Here is a 16,846-nt window from a genome sequence, read left to right as displayed (position 1 = left end):
TGTCCGCCGCTTTGCATTCGTCGATCCGCAGATGCTACAATCTACAATCGTTGTAGGAGCAATAGGAAAAACTGATGACCGTTGAAAGCACCCCCATCGGGGAATTGGCTGAGCGTGCCGGATGTACGGTCCAGATCATCCGCCATTACGAGAAAATCGGACTGTTGCCGGAGCCAAGACGGACCAGGGGCAACCGTCGCATCTACTCCGAAGATCAAGCATCTCGGCTGGTTTTCATTCGCCATTGCCGACAACTGGGTTTCAGTTTGGACAATATCCGCCAATTGCTGTCGTTCTGCGGTCAGTCCAATCAGTCATGCGCGCAAGTAGACATCATCGCTCGCAAACACCTCGGTCACGTTCAGGAACGACTCGCGCGCCTTCGGTCTATGGAGCGTGAACTCAAGCGCATGATCAACCAGTGTAGCGGCGGCAAGGTGGCGGAATGCAAAATCATCGAGGTCTTGGCCGATCACTCGAAGTGTATGAGCGATGACCATTCATCTGCCTGATTTTACCGTGTTTTCTGTTAGAAACGCCTTCGTGTGACATTTCCGCCCAGCTACACGAAAGTGTCTCGCGATCGAAGGTCAGGAGCGTGTATTCGTACGCTTTAAAGCATCAAATAGCTGTACTAGGTTGCTGTTCTTGAAGTGACCAATTAACGGCTAGGTTCACTTTAGCTTGCGCCAAACGGGTTCCACACAGGTCTGCCAGGACCAAAGTTTTACCATGGCGATATAATTGAATGATGCGGACCAAGCAATCAGCAACAGGCCGTTCAGGGTCTCGATTCCTGTGATGAAGCGCAAGTGATCCGACGGCACGATGTCGCCCATGCCGAGGGAGGTATAGGCGACAATCGAGAAATAGAAATAATCCAATGGCCCCACGATCTGAAGGCCTTCGAGGCTGCCGATCTCAAGCATTCGTTCCCCGAGGACATAGGCCGCTGCATATAGGGCAACTTCAACGACATGGGCAGAAAGGGTCAGCAGCCATATGATCAGAATTCGTCGCTCCGCTGTCATCGCAATGTTCGACATCCCGCCGGACAGCCATCGAAAGACGGCGTAATGCAGGAGGAAAGTCGTGATAACCAGAAAAACCGACATGCCCACTGCGGCGCCCATCTAAACCTCCCCTCGTTTTGTGTTCGCAGAGAACCCCACTGTTGCGTTTGGCATCGTAGAGCTGACATCTCTCTAGGGCTCTATCAGCTTAATATCCTCTCTTGTCCCGAGAACCGTCATCGCCCGCCCGGGATCGATCATCGAAATGAAGACCGAACGTTCATAGGCGTCGGTGATAAGGGAGGCTTGCCGCACGAGCTCTTCCTGGCGTTGCCGATAGCGATCAAGGCCCTGAGTATCTTCCAATATTCGATTTACGGTTTCCGGGTCTCTGACGAACGTCGCGAACTGCGGCCGACGCTCTGCTCCCTTGATGCCCCTCGCCTCACTTTCCCGAAGATCAAGGCGATCCGCCTGATCTGCAGCCAGAGGCGCCGATGGGGCAATCGCAGCCTCTGTCCCGACCGTTGGGATGGGCGGAATAAGGCCAGAATAAAAATCTGTCTGAATGCCGATCATCGAAGTCACTCCATTCCATTGGTTCTCCGATGGTTGCCAACATAGGACCTCCAGTCGCCGGAGGGTCAAGGATAAGATTGAAGAGAATGACGTAAGACCAATCGATCAGGGCGACGTGACGAGCCGTACACTGGCGAAGTCTGCGTCTGCGAGCCGAAGGCATGGAGATGACGTGAAATTATAATTAGTCGGCAGGCGACGATGCGGCCCGATGTCTGTTGAGTGAAAGCGTATCACCTGACCGGCTTACCAACGTCACGCCGACGATCGTCAACGGTATGCCGATAAAATGTGCCCACCCGAACGTTTCGTCAAAGAAGGTCATGCCGAGAAGAATACCGAATATCGGCACGAGAAAGGCGAAGGCGTTCGCCCGGTTGAGCGGGGTGTGTTCGAGCGCCGAGAACCAGAGGTAATACGCAAGAGCCGTCCCGAAGATACTGAGACCGAGCAAAGAGGCAACGAAGGCAGGCGTCCATTGCACGCTTGCGGGATCTTCCAGGTACCAAGCAGCTGCCCCTAAAGGAATGCTCCCGATAAGCGTTTGCAGGCCCATCGCCATCAGCACGTCAACCTTGCCGGCGATTTTCTTGATCAAGACGTTGCTGATCGTGATTCCGACTGCCGCCAGCAAAATGTAGGCGATACCCAGGGCGTAGGTTTCCCCGCCAGTTAAAAAGAACTGCGGGACGGCGATCACCACGATCCCGACAAATCCCAAAAGCAATCCAAGCTTCCCCCGAACGGAAACGGTTTCGCCAAGCATGAGTGCGGCAAGGAACGCCGCCATGAGCGGCTGTGTATTGGCGACAACCGTTGCGACGCCAGGCGTCACGAATTCAGCGGCATGGAACATGCCGAGGAATCCGAGGCTCGTTGCGCCCAGGCCGATAAAGGTGATGATGGCCCAATCCCTTCCGGTGGCGGGAAGAGGGCGGCGAAGTGCGGCCGCAAGGATCATGAGCGCTGCGCCCGCGATAACCGCGCGCAAGGCTGCGAAGGTCAAATGCGGCGAGAACCCGATCCCGGCCGTGATGAGCGGAAAGCACGACGCCCAAAGCACCATCACCACGAGAATCTGCAGCGTCGAAATGCGCGAGACGGAAGATTTCGGTTGGTCGGAATCCATTTAATGCGCTACCTCGATTTTATCGTGTTCCAGGAGGTGTAGCAGAAGGAGGCATGTCATGCATGAGCTGGTGCCGGAAAAATTCGTGTGGTTTGTCTGGGCGTCCGCATTCCTTGTTCCGTGGATGGTGGCTTTTGGCGCGTTCCCGGCCCATCGCAGAGTAATTCTTTGGGCGAGCCTGTTTACGACACCGTTCGGTTTGACGGAGCCCTTGTTCGTGCCTGAGTATTGGAACCCACCCAGTCTCTTCGATCTCGCGCAACGGACGGGGTTCGATATCGAAAGCCTCATTTTCTGCTTTGGCATCGGCGGGGTCGGCGCGGTTTCGTACAACATCCTGACGGGAAAAAGTCACGGACGAATGAGTTCGATGGCGCGCCGGCTCGCAAGTCATCGGTTTCATTTTTGGGCCGTGGCGACGCCGTTCCTTGTGTTCCCTGTCCTCTATCTGATGGAGTGGAACCCCATCTATCCGGCGATCGTCGCCATGGCATTGGGCGCCGTTTCGACGATGCTCTGTCGACGCGACCTGATTTCCAAAACTTGGGTCGGAGGCGTGTTGTTCCTTGTCTATTACCTAGTCTTTCTTGCCGGACTGGAGTGGCTGTCACCTGGTTACATCGGCAAGGTTTGGAACCTTGAGTCACTGTCCGGAATATTGATTTACGGCATGCCCATTGAGGAGCTTCTTTTCGCCGTCATGTTCGGCGCCTATTGGTCCGGGGTCTATGAGCATTTCACATGGCGGCGCGTGACAGATATACATTGAGGACTGAACTTATGAGCATGATCTGAAATGGCCCGCGCGAGAGATGTGTTTTTCTGAAGCCGTGAGTTTCGCGACCGGCGGCGTGTTGATCGCCGGCGGCGGTTTCGCGACCTATAAGGCCGCGGCGTTGAACAGGCGTTACCTCCCCTTCGCGTTGATGCCCGCGATGGCTGGCGTCCAGCAGTTGTTCGAGGGGCATGTCTGGATGGGATTGAATGTCGGCGATCCGACAATGGTCTGGTGGGCGGCGCTCGGCTTCATGTTCTTTTCCTGGTTCATGTGGCCTGCCTGGGTTCCCTTCAGTGTCTATGTATTGGAGCCTCCGGAAAGTCGTCGTAAAAAAATGTTCCTGTTGTTTGCGGTCGCCGGTGTCGCGTTGGGCGGCGTTCTCTTCGTGCCGCATCTTTTGAACGCGGATTGGATTGATGTCGGTATCAACAACCGGTCCTTGGCGTATGAAGACACCATGTTCCTCGACTATCTCATGCCGCGCTGGATGACATACTTGATCTATCTTTTCCTGATCGTCGCGCCGACGCTTTTGTCGACATACCTTCATGTCCGCTGGTTTGGGGTAACGCTGATCGTCACGCTTACCGTCGTCTATCTGTTCTTGAGCTACGCCTACATATCGTTTTTCTGTTTGTTGGCTGGACTTGGTACCCTCCATCTCATCTACATCATCCTGCGCAACAAATGCCGCAGGGAATGCCCGGTGTTGTTTTCATAGTAACCGCGCATTCCATTCTAGAAACGCGACCTAGAAACTCTTGACCCTCCGGTTGCAGGAGGGGGCATGTTCATTCTGTTCCCACCGAAGTCCGTAGGCGGGAAGGCGAACAAGGGAGTTCCGATAAAATGGAAGCTCTGGTCTACTTCGTCATCTGGGGCGTGTTTATCTTTCTCATGATGCGCATGGGATGCGGCAGCCATGTCATGGGGCATTCGCATCGACATGGCGGTGCCGGCGAGGAAAAAGGTCAAGATGCCGAAAGGCGGCAGGACTTGAAATGGTATCCGCCGGCAGAAGATATCGATCCCGTCTGCAAGAAGCAGGTCAGAACCGCCGACGCGAAGCCCAGCGTTTACGAAGGCTACGTCTATTACTTCTGCTCGCGCGAGTGCCGGGAGCTTTTCGAGACCAAACCGGACCTCTACGTCGGGCAGAGTGACGATGCTTCTAACCCGAGATTGGAGGCGCACAATGCCTAATCCGTCAGATACAAAGGTCTCTGAACCAGCCCGCCCCGGGACGCCACTGGCCGGCTCGAGCCGAGTTTCCCGCATGCCGGTCATGGCGCTTGGCAACAGCTTATGCGTCTTCTTGGCCATCACCTATCTGCTTTGTGTCGGCTTCGACCTGCTGTTCCCTGATTATGCCATGTACCGTGTCTGGCAGCCTCTGTTGCCGGGCTTTACCTGGCTGACATGGCCGAGCTTCTTCCTGGGTCTCGTCGAGAGCGCTGCGTACGGGTGGTACGTCGCGTTGGTGTTCGGGCCGCTATACAACTTCTTCGCCTCGCGGAAAGGTTAAAACCTCTCCAGAGCGATGCCTCTCATGTAAATACTCATTCGGAGTCAGTCATGACAGCGCAGCTCACGTTCCTTGGAGGTGTCGGCACCGTCACCGGATCAAAGTATCTGCTTACATTTGGTGGCCAGCGGGTGCTTGTCGATTGCGGCCTGTTTCAGGGTTTCAAGAAGCTGCGTCAGAAGAACTGGGCCCCGCTGCCAATCGAGCCGAGCGAGATTGACGCCGTGGTCCTGACGCATGCGCACCTTGACCACTCGGGATATCTTCCTCTCTTGGTCAGGAATGGGTTCAAGGGACCTGTCTACGCCACCTCTGCGACGACTGAATTGTGTGGGATCCTGCTGCCGGATAGCGGTCATCTGCAGGAACGCGACGCGGAATTTGCCAATCGACACGGCTTCTCCAAACACCGGCCGGCCGCCCCTCTATATACTGAAAGGGATGCGCGGAATTGCCTTGGCCACTTCCGCGCATGCCCATACGAGGTCGACACCGAAGTCATTGATGCGCTTCAAATAAGATTCCTGCTGGCGGGGCATATTCTTGGCTCTGCGTTCGTCCGTGTGTCATTCGGCGGTCGATCACTACTGTTTTCCGGCGATATCGGGCGCCCGAACAGCGCGACGATGGTGGATCCGACGATCGTGCGCGGCGCGGACTATCTCATCATGGAGTCGACCTACGGAAATCGCCTTCATGATCGGGTGAACGTAGAGGACGCTTTGGCCGAAACGATCTCAAGGGTGGCTGCCAGAGGTGGAACCGTCCTGATTCCGGCTTTTGCTGTCGGCCGCGCCCAGTCGATCCTGTTTCATCTGCAGCGGCTCAAGGCGTCGAAACGTATACCAGACCTCCCGGTGTTCTTGGACAGCCCCATGGCTGTCAGCGCCAGCGAGGTTTTCTGCCGCCACATGAAGGAACACCGGCTGACTGCCGAAGAGTGCCAGGCGGCGTGCAACGTCGCGACCTACGTAAGAGAAGCGGAGGAATCGAAAGCGCTTGATGAAAACCCGATGCCTAAGATCATCATATCGGCAAGCGGTATGGCGACAGGCGGGCGGATACTTCATCACCTGAAGTTCTATGTGCCGGATGAACGGCATGCGGTGTTGTTTACGGGGTTCCAGGCCGGCGGAACGCGCGGCGCCAGCTTGGTGGCAGGTGTAAAGTCGGTGAAAATACATGGACGGCATATTCCCATCCGCGCGGAGATCGCGAACCTCTCCATGCTGTCCGCGCATGCCGATGCGGACGAAATCCTGACCTGGCTCGGCAATTTCACGCAGCCTCCTAAACGGACCTACATCACCCATGGTGAGCCGGATGCTTCCGAAGCGCTGCGCGTTCGCATCTCCGATGAATTGCAGTGGCCCTGCGTCGTGCCCGAGTATGGCGACCAGGCCACGCTTGATTGAGCCGTGGATAAGACGCTGGAAGTAGGACGTCGCGTGAAAGATACAGCTACAAACTCCTTGCGCCTGAAGCGCCTTGGGATCGATACGCAGCAGGAAGCGGTCATCTATATGCGGAGCGATTGCCACGTCTGCCGCGCGGAAGGGTTTGCCGCCATGGCCCGTGTCTGCGTGACTGCCGGCGACCGATCGATCATCGCCACGCTGAACCGCGTGAAAGGCGATTTGTTGGCGGAAGGAGAGGCGGGGCTGTCAGAAGCTGCTTGGGGCAGATTAGATGCCCAGGAAGGCGACATGGTGGCGATCGGGCATCCCCGCCCGCCGGACTCCCTGAGCCTCGTTCGTGCGAAAGTCTACGGTTCGGAGTTTTCGGACACAGGTTTGGAAGAGGTCATGCAGGATATCGTGGCAGGCCGCTATTCCGACGTTCAGGTCTCCGCTTTCATCACCGCCTGTTCATCGCACGGGTTGAAACGGCGGGAAATTGTTGCCTTGACCCGCGCCATGGTCTCCGTCGGAGACACTTTGGACTGGGGAGCATCACCGATTGTCGACAAACATTGCGTCGGTGGTCTACCCGGAAATAGAACCACCCCAATCGTGGTCGCAATCATGGCGGCCTGTGGGCTGACCATGCCCAAGACGTCTTCCAGGGCAATCACGTCACCCGCCGGTACAGCGGACACGATGGAAACGCTGGCGCCGGTCGATCTTAACATCGATGCAATGCGGCGCGTGGTCGAGCGTGAAGGCGGGTGTATCGTCTGGGGAGGTGCCGTCTCCCTTAGCCCAGCGGATGACATCCTGATCCGGGTCGAAAGGGCCTTGGACATCGATGGGGAAGGGCAACTCGTTGCGTCGGTGCTATCGAAGAAACTATCCGCAGGATCAACGCACCTCGTTCTCGATATTCCTGTCGGGCCGACGGCCAAGGTGCGAAGCGAAAAGGATGCGCAATCCCTCAGCGAAAACTTGACCGCTGTGGCTTCCGAGATTGGTCTGAAGTCGACTGTTTTACAGACCGATGGGCGGCAACCGGTCGGGAACGGGATCGGGCCCGCTCTGGAAGCCTTGGATGTCCTCTCCGTGTTGAAGGGAAAGCCGGACGCGCCGCATGATCTTAGGGCGCGATCGGTCGCGCTCGCGGCCGCTTTGCTCGAGTTGTCGGGTGCTGCTGGCTCCGGCATGGGCTTTCAGAGAGCCGAAGAAACTCTGGATAGTGGCGCGGCATGGGCCAAGTTCCAGGCTATATGCGAGGCGCAAGGGGGTATGCGGACGCCGCCTGTTTCATCCCAACGACGGGTAATTGACGCAGACGTTTCCGGCGAAATTCTAGGCCTCGACAACCGTCGTCTGGCCAAGGCGGCGAAACTTGCGGGTGCGCCGGACGCGAAAGCGGCAGGTGTGCAATTGCACACACGACCCGGGGACCAGGTGGAGAAGGGGGCGCCGCTTTTCACGCTTTATGCTGAGACGCCGGGCGAGTTGGCTTACGCGCTGGATTACATCGAGCATCATCCGCCCATCTTCGATATCGGAGTTCCGGGATGAGCGCCATCGTGTACCCCCTGCCGGGAAACGAAGTGGTTGCTCATTCGCTTGCCGCAGAAATCGATGGTGAGATCGGAAAGCTCGTTGTGCGCCGCTTTCCCGACGGTGAATCCTACTTCCGGTATGAAACGCCCATCGATGGAAGAGAGGTCATCCTCGTCGCCTCGTTGGACCGTCCCGATGAGAAGGTTCTGCCGGTGATATTCGCGGCCGGGACGGCGAAGGAACTTGGTGCGTCGAAAGTCGGGCTTGTTGCGCCGTATCTCGCCTATATGCGCCAGGACAAAAGGTTCAATCCGGGAGAAGCGGTGTCGTCCATCTATTTCGCCAAAGTCCTCTCGTCATGGATTGATTGGCTTGTCACGATAGACCCTCATCTCCACCGGCGCAGTTCACTTGACGAAATTTATTCGGTGCCGAGTGCCACCGTGCACGCGGCCCCGTTGGTCTCTGAATGGATAAGAGGAGCGATCTCAGCACCTTTGTTGATCGGTCCCGACAGCGAAAGTGAACAATGGGTTGCTGCTGTTGCGGCGGATGCCGGGGCGCCGTTCGTCGTCTTGGAAAAGACGAGGCGAGGAGACCGTGACGTCGAGGTCACGGTTCCCGACGTGGACAAATGGCGCGACCGAACGCCGGTTCTGGTGGACGATATCATCTCGACCGCGCGTACGATGATCGAAACGGTTGGGCATGTCCGGGCGGCCGGCCTGCAAGCGCCGGTTTGCATCGGCATCCACGCGGTATTTGCAGACAATGCTTACGTGGAATTGAAGCAAGCCGGCGCGGGTGAAATTGTGACCTGCAACACGATCGGCCACGACAGCAATCGGATCGATGTCTCAGGATTGATCGCTTCGGCCGTCCGCCGGGTTTTACCCATTTAGATTAGCCTTGACCCTCCGGTCGCCGGAGCCATTAAGGATAACGCGTTACGTTGATGGCCATAAATTCGGATGGCAAACCCCAAGTGACCAGTAAGGTTCTGCAGAGGTGTATTCCCGATGAACGAAACAACGAAACGAAGGCATGCAGTCCGGGGGAACGCGGGAGATTCGACCACCAAGGTCGGAAAGGCAGCGCAATCTAGTCGAGCGAATCAGGCATCGCCGGAACTGTTAGGCGTTCCGGGAGAAAAGGTAGTTCAGGCTGCCGAATATGGGCGAGATCTCTGGCAGCGGTCGATACTGTTTCTGGACACGCTTCGTGAACGCGCCAACAACATGTTGGACCATGAGCGCGCTGGCCTGCCGCCTTTGCTCGATTTCAAATATGAGATGATCCTTGATGGGCGCGATTTTGAGGCTCCTTCAAATTATGCGCTGTTGCGGATTACGGAAGTTGGCGATGATTGTTGGGACGATTGCGTCGATCCAGAAAAACCACCTGTCATCGTTATTGATCCACGCGCAGGGCACGGACCGGGTATCGGAGGATTCAAACACGACTCCGAAGTCGGCATGGCCCTACACGAAGGTCACCCGGTTTACTTCGTAATGTTCTATCCCGAACCATCGCCTGGCCAGACGCTTGCGGACGTGTTGCATGCCCTCCGGCGTTTCGTCGATGAGGTTGCTCAGCGCCACCCTAAAACACCTCCCATATTGTATGGAAACTGCCAAGCCGGTTGGGCGGTGGCGATTTTATCCGCGGATTGCGAGGGCTTGGTCGGCCCGGCTGTGCTTAACGGCTCGCCAATGTCCTATTGGGCGGGGGAAGCCGGCGTTAATCCGATGCGGATAACCGGCGGGCTTCTCGGTGGCGTTTGGCTCGCACATCTTGCCGCCGATCTCGGTAACGGGCGTTTCGATGGCGCGTGGCTTGCGCAGAATTTTGAGAATCTGAAGCCGGAAAAGGCAATCTGGGAAAAGTACGCCGGACTGTTCGCCAAGGTCGATACGGAGCGCGAGCGGTTTCTTGAATTTGAACGATGGTGGAACGGGTTCTATTTCATGAGCCGCGAGGAAATCGTCGCGATCGTCGAAAACCTGTTCATCGGCAATAAACTTGAAAATGGCGAATTCCGAATTTGCAACGGCTGTACCGCTGACCTTCGGCGAATTCGAAACCCGCTCGTCATCTTCGCCTCCTACGGTGATAACATCACCCCGCCGCACCAGGCCTTGGGATGGATCCCGGCCGTGTACAAGGATACGGATGACCTGAAGCGCGCAGGGCAACGTATCGTCTATTTGACGAACCCGCATGTCGGGCATCTTGGGCTATTCGTCTCGGCCAAGGTCGCTCGGCTTGAACACCGCGCGATCCTTGAAAGCCTTGATGAGATCGAAGAGTTGAATCCCGGGCTCTATGAGATGCAAATCGACAACCCGAGCGGCGATCCGGACTGCCATAAACCGCAATTTTCCGTCCGGTTCATAGAGCGCAAAGTCGAGGACATCGACTTTGCGAAACAACCGGAATCTTTCGAACGGGTTCGAGCAGTGTCGGAGGCGAATGAAGCTTTCTATCGGACGTTTGTGAGCCCTTGGGTGCAAGCCGCGACAAATCCTTGGATCGCGGAAACCCTCAAATGGCAGCACCCCATGCGTGTCAGCCGCTATGTATTTTCGGAAGTTTTTAACCCTTGGATGAGGGTTGTCGCGGGTCTCGCCGACGTGGTGGCAAAAGAGCGGCGACCGATGTCCGACAACTACCCAATGATAAAGAATGAGCGGGAATTTTTCGGCCGTGTGTCCGAGGCAATGGAGATGGTCCGAGAGTTGCGCGATGCGGGCAACGAGCACGTGTTCCGCTTGCTCTACGGCCAGAACTTGTTTGAGCCCTCCCAAAAAAAGCCTGGCAAAGATGAGCCGTGATGATGGTTGAAGAGGCGATCATTGTTATCAACTGTGGGTCATCAAGCGTAAAATTTGCGCTTTTTTCTCCTGAGTTCGAGAGTTCTGTGCGGATTGCGCGTGGCGCGGTCGAGCGGATCGGCATAGGTGCCGGCCGGTTTTCAGTGTTGGATGGTTCCGGCGCGACCATTTTAGACGAGACACTCGAAGTTGAAAGTCACGCTGCCGCCATCGACGCGCTCCTCGACTGGCTTCAGGGCACCCAATACATGCCTGTGTCCGTCGGGCACCGTATCGTCCATGGCGGCGAAGAATGCGATTGCTCGCTCATCATCACTTCCGACTTGGAAGATCGCCTAAGCCGACTGATCCCTCTTGCCCCATTGCATCTCCCGCATAACCTGACGGGTATCAAGGCGATGAAATTGCGTTGTCCGGAACTTCCGCAGGTCGCCTGTTTCGACACGGCGTTTCACCATGGACTTCCACGCGTTGCACAGTTGACCGGACTGCCTCGCCGGTTCGATGACGACAGCATACGACGGTTCGGTTTTCATGGCTTGTCCTATGAGTACGTTGTCGAGCAAGTGCGTCGTTGGCATGGCGATGAGGCGGCGGACGGGAAGATCGTTGCCGCGCATTTGGGCAACGGCGCGTCCATGACGGCGATCAAGGGGGGACGGAGCATCGAAACCTCAATGGGGTTCAGCACCCTAGCGGGCCTTCCCATGGGGACGCGACCTGGAGATCTCGATCCCGGTGCCGTCCTTTACCTTCTGATGGAAAAGAACCTAACTCCCGCCGAACTGCAGCATATCCTTTATCGTGAATCCGGGTTGCTCGGCCGGTCCGGCCTAAGCCGAAACATGCGGGATCTTCTGGCGCAACAGGATCTACCCGAGGCGGCTGAGGCGATCGAGTTTTTCTGCCATCACGCTCGGAGGCATCTAGCCGCGCAGACGGCGTCTCTCGGCGGTCTCGACCGGCTCGTCTTCACCGGTGGAATTGGTGCGAATTCGCCTGAAATCCGCGCCCGAATTTGTGAGGGATTGTCCTATTTGGGTGTCGAAATCGACCCAGAGAGAAATGCCCAAAACCTTCCGGTCGTATCTACTGATCGGAGCCGCGTCCCCATTGATGCGTTCGACACGGATGAGGAATCAGTGATCGCTCGGCATGTCCGGACGGTTTTGGAAAGCGCCTCGGGGAAAGGGGAACTAAATGCCTGTGCATAGTCATGCTGAGGGGCTCGAAGAACTGGTTGAGCGTGCAGAAAAGCTTCCGCCGATCCGAATGGCCGTAATCGCAGCAGACCAGGCACTAGTCCTTCAGTCTGTCGTACAAGCTCGGAAGGCCGGTCTTATTGTGCCGCTCCTCATCGGCGCGCCGGACGAGATTGTTGCATGCGCCGGTGAAATTGACGCCGATATCACCGGTGTTGAAATCATCACTGCAAAAGATGCGGAGGAAGCGGCTCGGGTTGGCGTTGACCTCGTTCGTGGTGGACGAGCAGATGCACTCATGAAAGGGCGAATTCACACAGACGCTTTGATGCGGGCGGTTCTCGATTCTGATCGCGGGCTCAGGCTGCCCGACCAGCGTGTCAGTCACGTATTTGTGGTCGATATCCCGACCTATCCGAAATTGTTGGCGATTACAGATGCGGCGATAAACATTTCTCCGGACCTAAACGCGAAGGCGCAAATTCTTCAGAACGCCATCTCGCTCTTTCATCTCCTTGGCGTCGCTAGACCCAAGGTCGCAGCGCTCTCGGCTGTTGAAACGGTGAATCCGGCGATTGTATCGACGGTGGACGCGGCTTGCCTCGCGTTGATGGCAAGACGGGGGCAAATCTCCGGCGCTGCCATTGATGGCCCCATGGCCTTTGATAATGCGATCTCGAGTGACGCTGCAAAGGTGAAGGGGATCGTGTCCGAGGTCGCGGGAGATGTCGATATTCTCCTCGTTCCCGATCTCATATCCGGCAACATCTTGGCCAAGAATCTAGAATATCTGGCAGGCGCCACGGCGGCGGGTATCGTATTGGGATTGTCCGCGCCGGTCGTCCTAAGTTCGCGTGCCGATCCGACTCAGGCGCGCTTGGCGGCAATGGCGCTTGCCGTCCTAATGCATCAGTCATCGGCGGCTCAACGACGACAAGGGCGCGAGGAGGAACTCGAGTCTGCGATTCACTGTGCAGCCCAACCTGAAAGCGCCTGTTGTCCTATTGGAGCGTGAACAAAATGAAGAATGGCCTGGAGTGTGAGGCGCCTGATCTCAAGTATGCCCCCAAAACCCAACCTTCGTTGGATCAACCGCTGAATGCTGCGCTTGGGCGGGTAACTGGTGGGATTAGCCCCACAGCTCTCTTTCAGGCGTACATCGATTGGGCTCAACATCTCCTTATGTCGCCGGACAAACAGATTGAACTTGCACTCAAGGCACAACGAAAGTTGTTGCGGTATATTGAATTCAGCCATAGTGCCTGTTGCGACCCTCAATGCGCACCATGCATCGACCCTTTGCCCCATGATAAGCGGTTTGTGGCTGAGGAATGGCAGGATTGGCCTTATCGGCTTGCCTACCAAGGGTTTCTTCTTACCCAGCAGTGGTGGCACAACGCCACGACCCAGGTTTCCGGCGTCTCTAAACATCATGAACAGATAGTTTCCTTTGTCGCCCGCCAACTACTTGACGTTGTTTCGCCGGCGAATTACCCGGCGACCAATCCGGAGTTCCGAAAGGCAACGCTGGAAAGCAGAGGTCATAACCTGGTTCAAGGGACGCTGAATTTTGTAGAGGATTGGAAACTGGCCCTTCAGGGTGAACGCCCGTCCGCAGTAAAGCAGTTCCAGGTCGGGCAAAATCTGGCCGTCACGCCAGGAAAGGTCGTTTTCCGCAACGAATTGATTGAACTTATCCAATACACGCCAGCATCCGGAAAGGTTTATCCAGAGCCGATCCTGATCACACCGGCTTGGATAATGAAGTACTACATCCTCGACCTCAGCCCTGGAAATTCACTGGTCAGGTTTCTTGTCGAGCAGGGACACACGGTTTTCATCATCTCCTGGAAAAACCCGTCGGTGGAGGACCGCGAACTCAGTCTGGAAGACTACCGTTTGCTTGGTGTGATGGCGGCGCTTGATGCGATCTCTGCGATCATGCCTGGGAGGGGCATCCACGGCGTCGGATATTGTCTCGGCGGCACTCTTATGGCTATCGCGGCCGCGTGGATGGCCCGTGAGGATGATCGTCGTTTGGTATCCTTGACATTGTTCGCTGCGCAAACCGACTTTACCGAGGCTGGCGAACTTATGCTGTTTATCGATGAGGCGCAGGTCAACTTCCTCGAGAATATCATGGCAGAGACAGGATACCTGGACACCAAGCAAATGGCTGGGGCTTTCCAGCTCCTGCGCTCCAACGACTTGATATGGTCAAGCATGGTGAACGCATACCTGTTCGGCGAACGACTGCCTATGATTGACCTGATAGCCTGGAACGCAGATGCAACACGGATGCCGTCGAAAATGCATTCAGAGTATCTCCGTAAGCTCTTCCTGAATAATGACCTTGCCGACGAGCGCTATGTCATCGGCGGTCGAGCAATCTCATTGCGGGACATCCGTATTCCGATATTCGCGGTCAGTACTTTGTCCGATCATATCGCTCCGTGGCGCTCCGTATATAAAATCCATGCTCAGACCAACGCCGATGTCACCTTTGTTCTATCTACTGGTGGTCACAATGCCGGCGTCGTTAATCCGCCAGGCAACGCGAAGCGATCCCACCAAATCGCCGCTCACGATGATCTCGAAGCCTATCTCGATCCTGATTCCTGGCAGTCACAGGCGGACAATCATGAAGGATCTTGGTGGCCCTGTTGGCGGAAGTGGCTTGCGACGAATTCGGGAGTACTGGTCGACCCGCCTCGAATGGGGGCTGCGCGGAAAGGCTATAAACCGCTCTGCGATGCCCCTGGGACATATGTCTATATGCAGTGAATTGATGGCGACGTGAGATTGGTTCACTCGCTCGAACTGCAGGAGGAGTATCAGAGAATGGAAGTCATAGATTTGAATGGCCGGAAAGGACTGGTCGTTGGTATTGCCAACGAGCACAGCCTTGCTTGGTCGGCGGCGCAGCGTTTCCGGAATGCTGGCGCCGAACTGGCGATTTCCTACCTGAACGACAAGGCGATGCCGTTTGTTGAGCCGCTTGCCCGCGAAATCGAAACCCCGGTTTTCCTTCCCTGTGACGTCTCCGTCCCCGGGCAATTGGAAAAGTTGTTTGACACGATAGCGGAAAAATGGGGTCGACTGGATTTTCTTCTGCATTCGATCGCTTGGGCCCGGAAAGAGGATCTGCATGGCAGGCTGACCGACTGTTCGAGCGATGGGTTCGCTGAATCAATGTTGATATCTTGTCATTCCTTTATCCGCATGGCCAAGCTTGCCGAGCCATTGATGCAAGAGGGCGGCAGCCTGATGACTCTAAGCTACTACGGTGCTGAGAAGGTGGTAGATCACTACAATGTCATGGGGCCTGTGAAGGCTGCTCTCGAAGCATCAGTTCGGTACTTGGCACATGAACTCGGACGCTCTTCCATTAGAGTGAACGCCATCTCGGCGGGCGCTGTGGCAACACGCGCTGCTTCCGGGATTGAGCATTTCGACGAACTCCTGAATGAAACGGTGCTAAAGGCGCCGCTTCGGAGAACCGTCGAATCCTGTGAAGTTGGGCGCGCCGCATTGATGTTGGCGAGCGATTATTCTTCCGCCATTACAGGTGAAACGCTCCACGTCGACGCCGGATTTCATATTGAGGGCATGGTTTTTCATTGAGATTTGGTCGCGGGGCTGTTTGCGACCGAGGCAGAAAATTTTGACTTGACCCTCCTGCTGCGGGAGCCCTCATACAAAGATTTATTCGGTTTTGAGCGAATGGAGAGGGTTATGTTTCAGCAATCGATCAGTCGAGTTTCGGAGGCCCGCGCAACAGGATTGGGCTTTCTTATCATGGCGGCCTATTTCGCGATGGCTGCGCTTTCCTCGGCCTCAGCCGGAGAACGGAATGTGGTTTTTGTCCCCATGGGCGGCAACAATGAAATCGCGGTTATCGATGTCGATACAAACAAGGTCGTCGAGCGCATCACCGGCGTACCGGCTGTCCACGGGCTTGCCAAGACGCCCGACGGGAAGCTCCTTATCGCCGGCAGCTTCACGGAGGTCGAGCCCGGCGCCACAATACCTGAACGGCCTGCGGGTGTGTCGGCGGAAGACCATGCCGCGCATCACGCGAAATCGGCAAGCCGACCAGTGGCGAAGAGCGCCGTCATAAGCCGCGTAACCTTCATCAAGGTCAAGGACCGTTCCGTGGTTCGTCGGGTCGATGTTCCGGGTGGAGTTCATCATGTTGCTGCGTCGCCCAATGGTTTCTTCGCCGCTGTGACCCATCCCAATCAGGATGCGGTATCCGTGATCGATATTCGGACGTTCACGGTCGTTGCGACCGTCAAGACCGGGGCCGTGCCCAACTATGCCGCCTTTTCTCAGGACGGAGCCCGCCTTTACATCAGCGATTCCGGTGACAACTCCGTCAGCATTGTGCGCACGGCCAACTGGCGGGTTTCCGACAGGGTGAAGGTTGGAGAAGCCCCGGAGCACCTCGTTGTTCGAGATGATCTCGGAAAGATGTTCGTCAACAACGTCGGCGACGGCACTGTGTCGGTCATTGACCTTAAGCACCTTGCCGTTGCCAAGGTTTTAAAGGGCGGTGAGGATCCGCACGGCATCGACGTGTCTGAGGACGGCCGGACGCTCTTTGTGAGCGCCAAGGGCGCGAACAAGCTCATTGCGATCGATCTGAGTTCCGGTGACCGGCGCGAACTAACGTTGGCACCGCAGCCCTACCATCTGGCGGTGATCAAGGGCCAAGGCGTGATCTATGTCTCGAGCGTCGAACTGCCGAAGCTATGGGTTGTCGATGCGAAGACCCTGAAACTGACCGGCACGATCGACGTCGGCGGCAAGGGACATCAGTTAGTTCAGTAATGGGC

At 56.4% G+C, this 16,846-nt stretch carries 17 protein-coding genes; 14 read left to right on the top strand and 3 right to left on the bottom strand.

The features are described 5' to 3' along the window. Positions 1-74: 74 nt before the first annotated feature. A complete protein-coding gene (locus ABJZ52_RS07255) occupies positions 75-512 on the top strand; it encodes a helix-turn-helix domain-containing protein (protein ID WP_348322572.1) in 438 nt (145 codons plus the stop codon). A gap of 162 nt (positions 513-674) precedes the next feature. On the opposite strand, the gene ABJZ52_RS07250 is transcribed toward ABJZ52_RS07255, so the two are convergent. From ABJZ52_RS07250 to ABJZ52_RS07240, 3 genes are all read right to left on the bottom strand, one after another. Next, positions 675-1,133, bottom strand: a complete 459-nt coding sequence (locus tag ABJZ52_RS07250) for an ion channel (RefSeq protein WP_348322571.1) — start codon at positions 1,131-1,133, stop codon at positions 675-677. Positions 1,134-1,205: 72 nt separating this feature from the next. Beyond that, positions 1,206-1,592 (bottom strand): hypothetical protein, encoded by a 387-nt coding sequence (locus ABJZ52_RS07245; protein ID WP_348322570.1) that lies wholly within the window; start codon positions 1,590-1,592, stop codon positions 1,206-1,208. Between the two features lie 184 nt (positions 1,593-1,776). Further along, positions 1,777-2,721: a DMT family transporter gene (locus ABJZ52_RS07240; RefSeq protein WP_348322569.1), complete on the bottom strand. Its 945-nt coding sequence runs from the start codon at positions 2,719-2,721 to the stop codon at positions 1,777-1,779. Positions 2,722-2,779: 58 nt separating this feature from the next. On the opposite strand from ABJZ52_RS07240, the gene ABJZ52_RS07235 reads away from it, so the two are divergent. The 13 genes from ABJZ52_RS07235 (at position 2,780) to ABJZ52_RS07175 (ending at position 16,841) form a co-directional block, all read left to right on the top strand. Further along, on the top strand, positions 2,780-3,490 hold the full coding sequence (locus ABJZ52_RS07235) for a lycopene cyclase domain-containing protein (RefSeq protein WP_348322568.1): 711 nt from the start codon (positions 2,780-2,782) through the stop codon (positions 3,488-3,490). Positions 3,491-3,533: 43 nt separating this feature from the next. Beyond that, complete coding sequence (locus tag ABJZ52_RS07230) at positions 3,534-4,220, top strand: DUF6629 family protein (protein WP_348322567.1); 687 nt, start codon at positions 3,534-3,536, stop codon at positions 4,218-4,220. A 128-nt stretch (positions 4,221-4,348) separates the two neighbouring features. Then, positions 4,349-4,702 (top strand): YHS domain-containing protein, encoded by a 354-nt coding sequence (locus ABJZ52_RS07225; RefSeq protein WP_348322566.1) that lies wholly within the window; start codon positions 4,349-4,351, stop codon positions 4,700-4,702. Beyond that, positions 4,695-5,024 (top strand): DUF5676 family membrane protein, encoded by a 330-nt coding sequence (locus ABJZ52_RS07220; protein WP_348322565.1) that lies wholly within the window; start codon positions 4,695-4,697, stop codon positions 5,022-5,024. The genes ABJZ52_RS07225 and ABJZ52_RS07220 overlap by 8 nt, the downstream gene beginning before the upstream one ends. A gap of 50 nt (positions 5,025-5,074) precedes the next feature. Then, positions 5,075-6,439 (top strand): MBL fold metallo-hydrolase, encoded by a 1,365-nt coding sequence (locus ABJZ52_RS07215; RefSeq protein ID WP_348322564.1) that lies wholly within the window; start codon positions 5,075-5,077, stop codon positions 6,437-6,439. A gap of 33 nt (positions 6,440-6,472) precedes the next feature. Beyond that, the gene (locus ABJZ52_RS07210) at positions 6,473-7,987 is read left to right on the top strand and encodes a thymidine phosphorylase family protein (protein WP_348199004.1); all 1,515 of its coding nucleotides are present in this window, start codon (positions 6,473-6,475) and stop codon (positions 7,985-7,987) included. Continuing rightward, positions 7,984-8,874: a ribose-phosphate pyrophosphokinase gene (locus tag ABJZ52_RS07205; protein WP_348322562.1), complete on the top strand. Its 891-nt coding sequence runs from the start codon at positions 7,984-7,986 to the stop codon at positions 8,872-8,874. The genes ABJZ52_RS07210 and ABJZ52_RS07205 overlap by 4 nt, the downstream gene beginning before the upstream one ends. A 117-nt stretch (positions 8,875-8,991) precedes the next feature. Beyond that, on the top strand, positions 8,992-10,806 hold the full coding sequence (locus tag ABJZ52_RS07200; protein ID WP_348198550.1) for a DUF3141 domain-containing protein: 1,815 nt from the start codon (positions 8,992-8,994) through the stop codon (positions 10,804-10,806). After that, on the top strand, positions 10,806-12,020 hold the full coding sequence (locus ABJZ52_RS07195) for an acetate/propionate family kinase (protein ID WP_348322561.1): 1,215 nt from the start codon (positions 10,806-10,808) through the stop codon (positions 12,018-12,020). Before ABJZ52_RS07200 ends, ABJZ52_RS07195 begins: the two co-directional genes overlap by 1 nt. Beyond that, on the top strand, positions 12,007-13,023 hold the full coding sequence (locus tag ABJZ52_RS07190) for a bifunctional enoyl-CoA hydratase/phosphate acetyltransferase (RefSeq protein ID WP_348198552.1): 1,017 nt from the start codon (positions 12,007-12,009) through the stop codon (positions 13,021-13,023). Before ABJZ52_RS07195 ends, ABJZ52_RS07190 begins: the two co-directional genes overlap by 14 nt. Positions 13,024-13,028: 5 nt before the next feature. After that, complete coding sequence (locus ABJZ52_RS07185) at positions 13,029-14,792, top strand: alpha/beta fold hydrolase (protein WP_348198554.1); 1,764 nt, start codon at positions 13,029-13,031, stop codon at positions 14,790-14,792. Positions 14,793-14,849: 57 nt separating this feature from the next. Next, positions 14,850-15,632: an enoyl-ACP reductase FabI gene (gene fabI, locus ABJZ52_RS07180; protein ID WP_348322593.1), complete on the top strand. Its 783-nt coding sequence runs from the start codon at positions 14,850-14,852 to the stop codon at positions 15,630-15,632. 111 nt (positions 15,633-15,743) lie between these two features. Continuing rightward, complete coding sequence (locus tag ABJZ52_RS07175; RefSeq protein ID WP_348322560.1) at positions 15,744-16,841, top strand: hypothetical protein; 1,098 nt, start codon at positions 15,744-15,746, stop codon at positions 16,839-16,841. Positions 16,842-16,846 lie beyond the last annotated feature (5 nt).

The sequence above is a fragment of the Roseibium sp. genome (genome assembly GCF_039982295.1).
Lineage (GTDB): Bacteria > Pseudomonadota > Alphaproteobacteria > Rhizobiales > Stappiaceae > Roseibium.
The sequence above is the reverse complement of the archived record's forward strand: the minus strand, read 5'-3'. Positions and strand labels throughout refer to the sequence as shown.

Excerpts from the sequence above, each read along its gene's own strand:
- ABJZ52_RS07185 (WP_348198554.1), top strand. The coding sequence starts at position 13,029 with ATGAAGAATGGCCTGGAGTGTGAGGCGCCTGATCTCAAGTATGCCCCC.
- ABJZ52_RS07205 (WP_348322562.1), top strand. The coding sequence starts at position 7,984 with ATGAGCGCCATCGTGTACCCCCTGCCGGGAAACGAAGTGGTTGCTCAT.
- ABJZ52_RS07190 (WP_348198552.1), top strand. The coding sequence starts at position 12,007 with ATGCCTGTGCATAGTCATGCTGAGGGGCTCGAAGAACTGGTTGAGCGT.
- ABJZ52_RS07215 (WP_348322564.1), top strand. The coding sequence starts at position 5,075 with ATGACAGCGCAGCTCACGTTCCTTGGAGGTGTCGGCACCGTCACCGGA.
- fabI (WP_348322593.1), top strand. The coding sequence starts at position 14,850 with ATGGAAGTCATAGATTTGAATGGCCGGAAAGGACTGGTCGTTGGTATT.
- ABJZ52_RS07240 (WP_348322569.1), bottom strand. The coding sequence starts at position 2,721 with ATGGATTCCGACCAACCGAAATCTTCCGTCTCGCGCATTTCGACGCTG.
- ABJZ52_RS07225 (WP_348322566.1), top strand. The coding sequence starts at position 4,349 with ATGGAAGCTCTGGTCTACTTCGTCATCTGGGGCGTGTTTATCTTTCTC.
- ABJZ52_RS07245 (WP_348322570.1), bottom strand. The coding sequence starts at position 1,592 with ATGATCGGCATTCAGACAGATTTTTATTCTGGCCTTATTCCGCCCATC.
- ABJZ52_RS07230 (WP_348322567.1), top strand. The coding sequence starts at position 3,534 with ATGTGTTTTTCTGAAGCCGTGAGTTTCGCGACCGGCGGCGTGTTGATC.
- ABJZ52_RS07195 (WP_348322561.1), top strand. The coding sequence starts at position 10,806 with ATGATGGTTGAAGAGGCGATCATTGTTATCAACTGTGGGTCATCAAGC.
- ABJZ52_RS07235 (WP_348322568.1), top strand. The coding sequence starts at position 2,780 with ATGCATGAGCTGGTGCCGGAAAAATTCGTGTGGTTTGTCTGGGCGTCC.
- ABJZ52_RS07250 (WP_348322571.1), bottom strand. The coding sequence starts at position 1,133 with ATGGGCGCCGCAGTGGGCATGTCGGTTTTTCTGGTTATCACGACTTTC.
- ABJZ52_RS07200 (WP_348198550.1), top strand. The coding sequence starts at position 8,992 with ATGAACGAAACAACGAAACGAAGGCATGCAGTCCGGGGGAACGCGGGA.
- ABJZ52_RS07175 (WP_348322560.1), top strand. The coding sequence starts at position 15,744 with ATGTTTCAGCAATCGATCAGTCGAGTTTCGGAGGCCCGCGCAACAGGA.
- ABJZ52_RS07255 (WP_348322572.1), top strand. The coding sequence starts at position 75 with ATGACCGTTGAAAGCACCCCCATCGGGGAATTGGCTGAGCGTGCCGGA.
- ABJZ52_RS07220 (WP_348322565.1), top strand. The coding sequence starts at position 4,695 with ATGCCTAATCCGTCAGATACAAAGGTCTCTGAACCAGCCCGCCCCGGG.